8 protein-coding genes and 2 pseudogenes are annotated in these 4,688 nt (G+C 54.3%); 8 read left to right on the forward strand and 2 right to left on the reverse strand.

What is annotated here, in order from left to right:
• The 6 genes and pseudogenes from KZX66_RS26225 to KZX66_RS26250 all read left to right on the forward strand — a co-directional run.
• Positions 1 to 710: pseudogene (locus KZX66_RS26225) on the forward strand (PAAR domain-containing protein); the annotation flags it as partial.
• Positions 707 to 1,096 carry a hypothetical protein gene (locus tag KZX66_RS26230; protein WP_248084110.1) on the forward strand — a complete coding sequence of 130 codons (390 nt, stop codon included), beginning with the start codon at positions 707 to 709 and terminating at the stop codon, positions 1,094 to 1,096. The pseudogene KZX66_RS26225 and the gene KZX66_RS26230, both read left to right, overlap by 4 nt.
• Before the next feature lie 9 nt (positions 1,097 to 1,105).
• A complete protein-coding gene (locus KZX66_RS26235) occupies positions 1,106 to 1,495 on the forward strand; it encodes a hypothetical protein (protein ID WP_248084111.1) in 390 nt (129 codons plus the stop codon).
• On the forward strand, positions 1,492 to 1,881 hold the full coding sequence (locus KZX66_RS26240; protein ID WP_248084112.1) for a hypothetical protein: 390 nt from the start codon (positions 1,492 to 1,494) through the stop codon (positions 1,879 to 1,881). The genes KZX66_RS26235 and KZX66_RS26240 overlap by 4 nt, the downstream gene beginning before the upstream one ends.
• 125 nt (positions 1,882 to 2,006) lie before the next feature.
• On the forward strand, positions 2,007 to 2,369 hold the full coding sequence (locus KZX66_RS26245; RefSeq protein WP_248084114.1) for a hypothetical protein: 363 nt from the start codon (positions 2,007 to 2,009) through the stop codon (positions 2,367 to 2,369).
• Complete coding sequence (locus tag KZX66_RS26250) at positions 2,366 to 2,755, forward strand: hypothetical protein (protein ID WP_248084115.1); 390 nt, start codon at positions 2,366 to 2,368, stop codon at positions 2,753 to 2,755. The genes KZX66_RS26245 and KZX66_RS26250 overlap by 4 nt, the downstream gene beginning before the upstream one ends.
• A 67-nt stretch (positions 2,756 to 2,822) precedes the next feature.
• Here KZX66_RS26250 and KZX66_RS26255 read toward each other — a convergent pair whose 3' ends face one another.
• A complete protein-coding gene (locus tag KZX66_RS26255; RefSeq protein WP_248084116.1) occupies positions 2,823 to 3,137 on the reverse strand; it encodes an amidase in 315 nt (104 codons plus the stop codon).
• Positions 3,134 to 3,388, reverse strand: a pseudogene (locus KZX66_RS26260) (serine hydrolase); the annotation flags it as partial. The pseudogene KZX66_RS26260 and the gene KZX66_RS26255, both read right to left, overlap by 4 nt.
• 210 nt (positions 3,389 to 3,598) lie before the next feature.
• On the opposite strand from KZX66_RS26260, the gene KZX66_RS26265 reads away from it, so the two are divergent.
• Together KZX66_RS26265 and KZX66_RS26270 are read left to right on the forward strand one after the other, a co-directional pair.
• Positions 3,599 to 4,108 carry a hypothetical protein gene (locus KZX66_RS26265; protein ID WP_248084117.1) on the forward strand — a complete coding sequence of 170 codons (510 nt, stop codon included), beginning with the start codon at positions 3,599 to 3,601 and terminating at the stop codon, positions 4,106 to 4,108.
• 48 nt (positions 4,109 to 4,156) lie between these two features.
• Positions 4,157 to 4,688, forward strand: a 532-nt coding sequence (locus KZX66_RS26270; protein WP_248084118.1) for a PAAR domain-containing protein, incomplete at its 3' end; no start/stop codon positions are given.

Here is a 4,688-nt window from a genome sequence, read left to right on the forward strand (position 1 = left end):
CCAGCTTCATTGGTCACACCTCAACCTGGCTTGGCGTGAGCGCAATGGTGATGGAAAAACACCTGACTAACTTGCGCGACACACTCCAGGCCATCGAGCGTTTGCATCAGGAAAGCTATCGTCAGCATGGCCACCTTAAATCGCCGCAGTTCTTCGCCGAACGCCAGCGCCTGCTCGCGCAGTTGGATGCTCATCTGCTGAACTCCACGCGTCTGCGCGGCCAGACTACTCTGGGCGATCATCCCAAGCTGAAAACGGCACTTGGGATCTCCAGCCGAAGCTTGGTGTATCACTGGGACAAGGCCGGGGCGCCGGGACAGATTCCGGGATATTCAGCTCATGTGGAGGCGATCAGTCGTGCGACCAAGTACATGAAGACAGGCGGTTATATCGGCATTGGTATTGGCGGTGTGTCGTCGTTGCTGGCTATTCAGCAGGTGTGTAACGGCGGCTCTTCGGCAGCCTGTGAGAAGGTCAAATTTACTGAAGGGGGGAAGTTTGGCATATCCACCGCAGGGGGTGCCCTAGTGGGGGGGATGGCCAAGGCAGCCAGTGGTCCGATTTGTCTAGCGCTAGGCGTATCTACAGGTATCGGAGGAGTAGTTTGTGTCGCGGCTGTTATTGGGGCTGGTACCTGGTTGGGTACGACTGGCGGTGGGATGGCTGGTGAGCACATGGGGGAGAAAATCTACGAGATGACCCAACCGTGAGCAGTATCGACACTTGGTCTCCCTGGGTTGCGATCCTCGTTACCGGGGCCCCAGGTCTGCTCGGGCTCATGAATATTGCATATAGTCTGTACCTGAGCAGCCGTCAACTGGACGCTATGAAGAACGCCTTGAAGAACAGCCGTTATATTTATCTTTGGGGGCCGAGTTTAGGGAAGCGTGGTTTGATTTTTTCCCTCTTAGAGATAGCAAAAATCACAGGAATGATAATGATGCCAAAGGCCTATATCCGGCTCGGGGACTTAAACCCTGTTGATCTTGAAAACTTCCCACCTGGCCTTAAGCAACTACTGAAAATCAACTTTTCAATATTGACTATTGGCTGTGTTTGGCTAGTAGTTGTGTGCTTGCTTTTACATTTTAAGTAATTAGCGATAATGGAGACCAACCTCATCAACTTGCGCGATACCCTGCAAACCATCGAACGCTTGCGTCAGGAGAGCTATCGTCAGCACGGCACCCTTAAATCGCCGCAGTTCTTCGTCGAACGCCAGCGCCTGCTCGCGCAGTTGGATGCTCATCTGTTGAGCTCCACGCGTCTGCGCGGCGAGACCACTCTGGGCGATCATCCCAAGCTGAAAACGGCGCTTGGGATTTCCAGACGAAGTTTGGTGCACCACTGGGACAAGGCCGGGGCGCCGGGGCAGATTCCGGGGTATTCAGCTCATGTGGAGGCGATCAGTCGTGCGGCCAAGTACATGACGACGGGTGGCGGGATCGCTGGCGAAGCTATGGGGGAGAAAATCTACGAGGTTACTCAGCCATGACCAGTATCGACACTTGGCCCCCCTGGATTGCAATCATTTTTATTAGTGCCCCTGGCCTCCTCGCAATTGCCGGCACTGGATACAGTCTTTACCTGAGCCGCTACCACCTAAACGCCATAAGGGAGGCCTTAAAGAACAGCCGGTATATTTATCTTTGGGGGCCGAGTTTAGGGAGGCGGGGCTTAATTTGGTCCCTATTGGAAATTGCAAAAATTGCCGGAATGGTTTTGTGGTCAAAGGCATATATACAGATGGGAGATGTAAACCCTGCTGATCTTGAACATTTCCCGCCTTATCTGAAAAGGCATCTGATTGTCGATACGGCACTGATGCTTGCCTCCTTAGCGTGGTTGACAGTTGTAGTCATTCTGTTGGAGCTCAGGTAAACACGTTGGGCGATCATCCCAAGCTGAAAACGGCGCTTGGGATCTCCAGCCGAAGCTTGGTGTATCACTGAGACAAGGCCGGGGCGCCGGGGCAGATTCCGGGGTATTCAGCTCATGTGGAGGCGATGAGTCGTGCGACCAAATATATGAAAGCGGGGGGCTATCTCGCGATTGGCATTGGCGGTGTTTCTTCGGTGCTGGCTATTCAGCAGGTGTGTAACGGTGATTCTGAGGCGGCTTGCGAGAAGATCAAGTTTACTGAAGCGGGGAAATTCGGCATGTCTACTCTTGTTGGCGGTTTTAGCGGATGGGCTGGCGCTGCTGCCAGTGGCCCCATCTGTCTAGGGATCGGAGTAGCTACCGGAGGTATAGGAGGTGTTGTCTGTGTCGCGGCGGTAGTGGGCGTTAGCACATGGGCGGGTACAACTATCGGCGGTGAGGCTGGTGAAGTGATTGGAGCGAAAATTTACCAGGCTACTCAACCATGACCAGTATCGACACGTGGTCGCCCTGGGTTGCAATATTTTTCCTGGGGGCACCTGCCCTGCTATCTGCTGTTGGCCTTGCGTACAGCCTGTACTTGAGCCACCGCTACATCGAGGAGATAAAGGATGCATTGAAGAACAGCCGTTATATCTATCTCTGGGGGCCGAGTCTGGGCAAACGAGGCTTGATTTTGTCCCTATTGGAGATCGCAAAAATCGCCGGAATGATGACGTGGCCGAAAGCGTACATTCGGATTGGAGATTTAAACCCTGTGGATTTTGAGAACTTCCCAACTCACCTAAAACATCGTCTGTTCGCCAATATGGCGATAGCGTTCATTGCGTTACCTTGGGCGATAGTTGCAGCTGTGCTGGTGGCGTTCAGGTGATCCGGACCGGGCCTCGCCAGAGGCCCGTTTATTGGGGTTGATCAAGTGGACGTGCCCAATTGGAACCTCACGGCACCAACCGACACCCCTGCCGCTCCCCCAACCACCGCGCCGTATGCGTGCGCCCCAGCCCGCTCGCCGTCACTTCACTACGCTCCGGGCTATCCCTGAACGCACTGGTGGGCACGTACTGCTTCACATACCCGCGGCAATAGTCAGCTGGATTGTTCGCTACATAGCGGCACGAGCAGTACTCCTTGGCGGTGTAGGCCGCAATGATGTCGGGGAAGGCTTGCAGGTTGACGCGCTCGTGCCACACCCAGCCGAGCAAGGCGAGCAACAGCAGCAGAAACAGGCTGGTAAACGGCCGACGACGGATCATGGCTGCACCGCCGCGAGCACGCGTTTGAGCAGTTCGTTGTGGCGATAAGTACCGTCGCGGTCATCGCCGTAGCGCACGATCACCAAGTGTTCGGCGGGCATCACGTACAGCGCCTGGCCCCAGTGGCCAAGGGCGGCGAAGGTGTCGGCGGGGGCGTCGGGCCAGGGCCTTGGGGTGCCTTGGTTAAGCCACCACTGGCCGCCGGGGACGGCTTCGTCCCGGCCGGTTTTGTATTTATCGAACGGCTGGCGGTAGTGCAGGCAGACGCGATTGATGGGATGTCATCAGAATCTTCCTAAGGCTTTCAAGGAAATGTCCGACTGTACTTTTGGCAATGACAACTTCAGGGTAGCGAGGCAATAGACCTAAACACTGTTTTTCATCGTTTTTATAACTGCGACCATGTTCGACACAACAGATGAAACGCACACGCAATACACCTCCGGATCAGGAAACCCCATATGACTTCACCCAGCGATTTGCTTTATACCAACGAGCTTACGTCTGAACTTCTTTGCGTGTTGGAAACATCACCATTTACCCAGCAACAGCTCAGTACATTCAACGTCCAAGCCATGGCAACTGTTACTCAACAGCAGACATTCGCCAAAGCGCACCCTCCCATCGCTATTTACCGAATGGCCGCCGAAGGTAGTCAAACCCGTCGTGGCGGGGTGGTTAAACAAGCGACTGGCTCCGTGGAGTTTAAGTTGGACAACGATCAGCAAGTACGCGCAGCGCGTACAGGTGATTACGTTGTATATCCAGACGGCGCCCAGGCACAAATCATAACGGGCGCGGGTAAAGGCAATAACAACGTTGCGTTGGTGGGCAGCTATTTGAGCAATGGCGACGAGATCATCAATACACCCCAAGGCGCTGCGCTGATTATTCGACGTAAAGGTGTAGAGAAGGCAGAAGATTTTTTGCCGCCCTTTGAAAAAGCCGCCTCAACACTTGGCACGGTTTAACGGGCGCGACGTATTACCCGGCTTCAACTTAACAAATTGGAGAACAAAATGCGTGAAGGTTATTACATCGGACTTGGCGACAAAACCACGTGCGGCGGAACAGTTCTGGATGGTGATCCAAGAGTGAACATATACGGTCTCCTACATGCTTGCGAAGGTGACCAAGTTACATGTGGGAAGCATAAAGGTATTTATAAAATACTCGGTGGTATCTCGCATATTGAAAGCCATGGCAGACGTATGGCTGGCACGCTGGACAGCTTCAGTAGTTGCCCCTGCCGGGCCAAATTCATTCCATCGGTATACACCGCGACTTACAGCAACGAAGGTTATGAAGCGCCAGCAACCAGGCGAGCCGTTGAACCGGCATCTTCGACGCTGACCGGCCGCCCCGACACACCGCAACAATCTACCTATGCCCCTTCTCACACGTTGGCGCCTTCAGCATTTAACGGGCTGCCGGGCCAGGAGCCCGGTTTCTACGTCGTACCCAAGAGCATGAGTCGAGAAGCGTTGGAGAACGTGCTGTTCCCCGCACCTGATCCCGACGTAATGAGGAAGTTTCAAGCCCTCAATCCCA

Origin of the sequence: Pseudomonas sp. EYE_354 (assembly GCF_023148575.1) — a bacterium.
In the GTDB taxonomy this organism is placed as follows: domain Bacteria; phylum Pseudomonadota; class Gammaproteobacteria; order Pseudomonadales; family Pseudomonadaceae; genus Aquipseudomonas.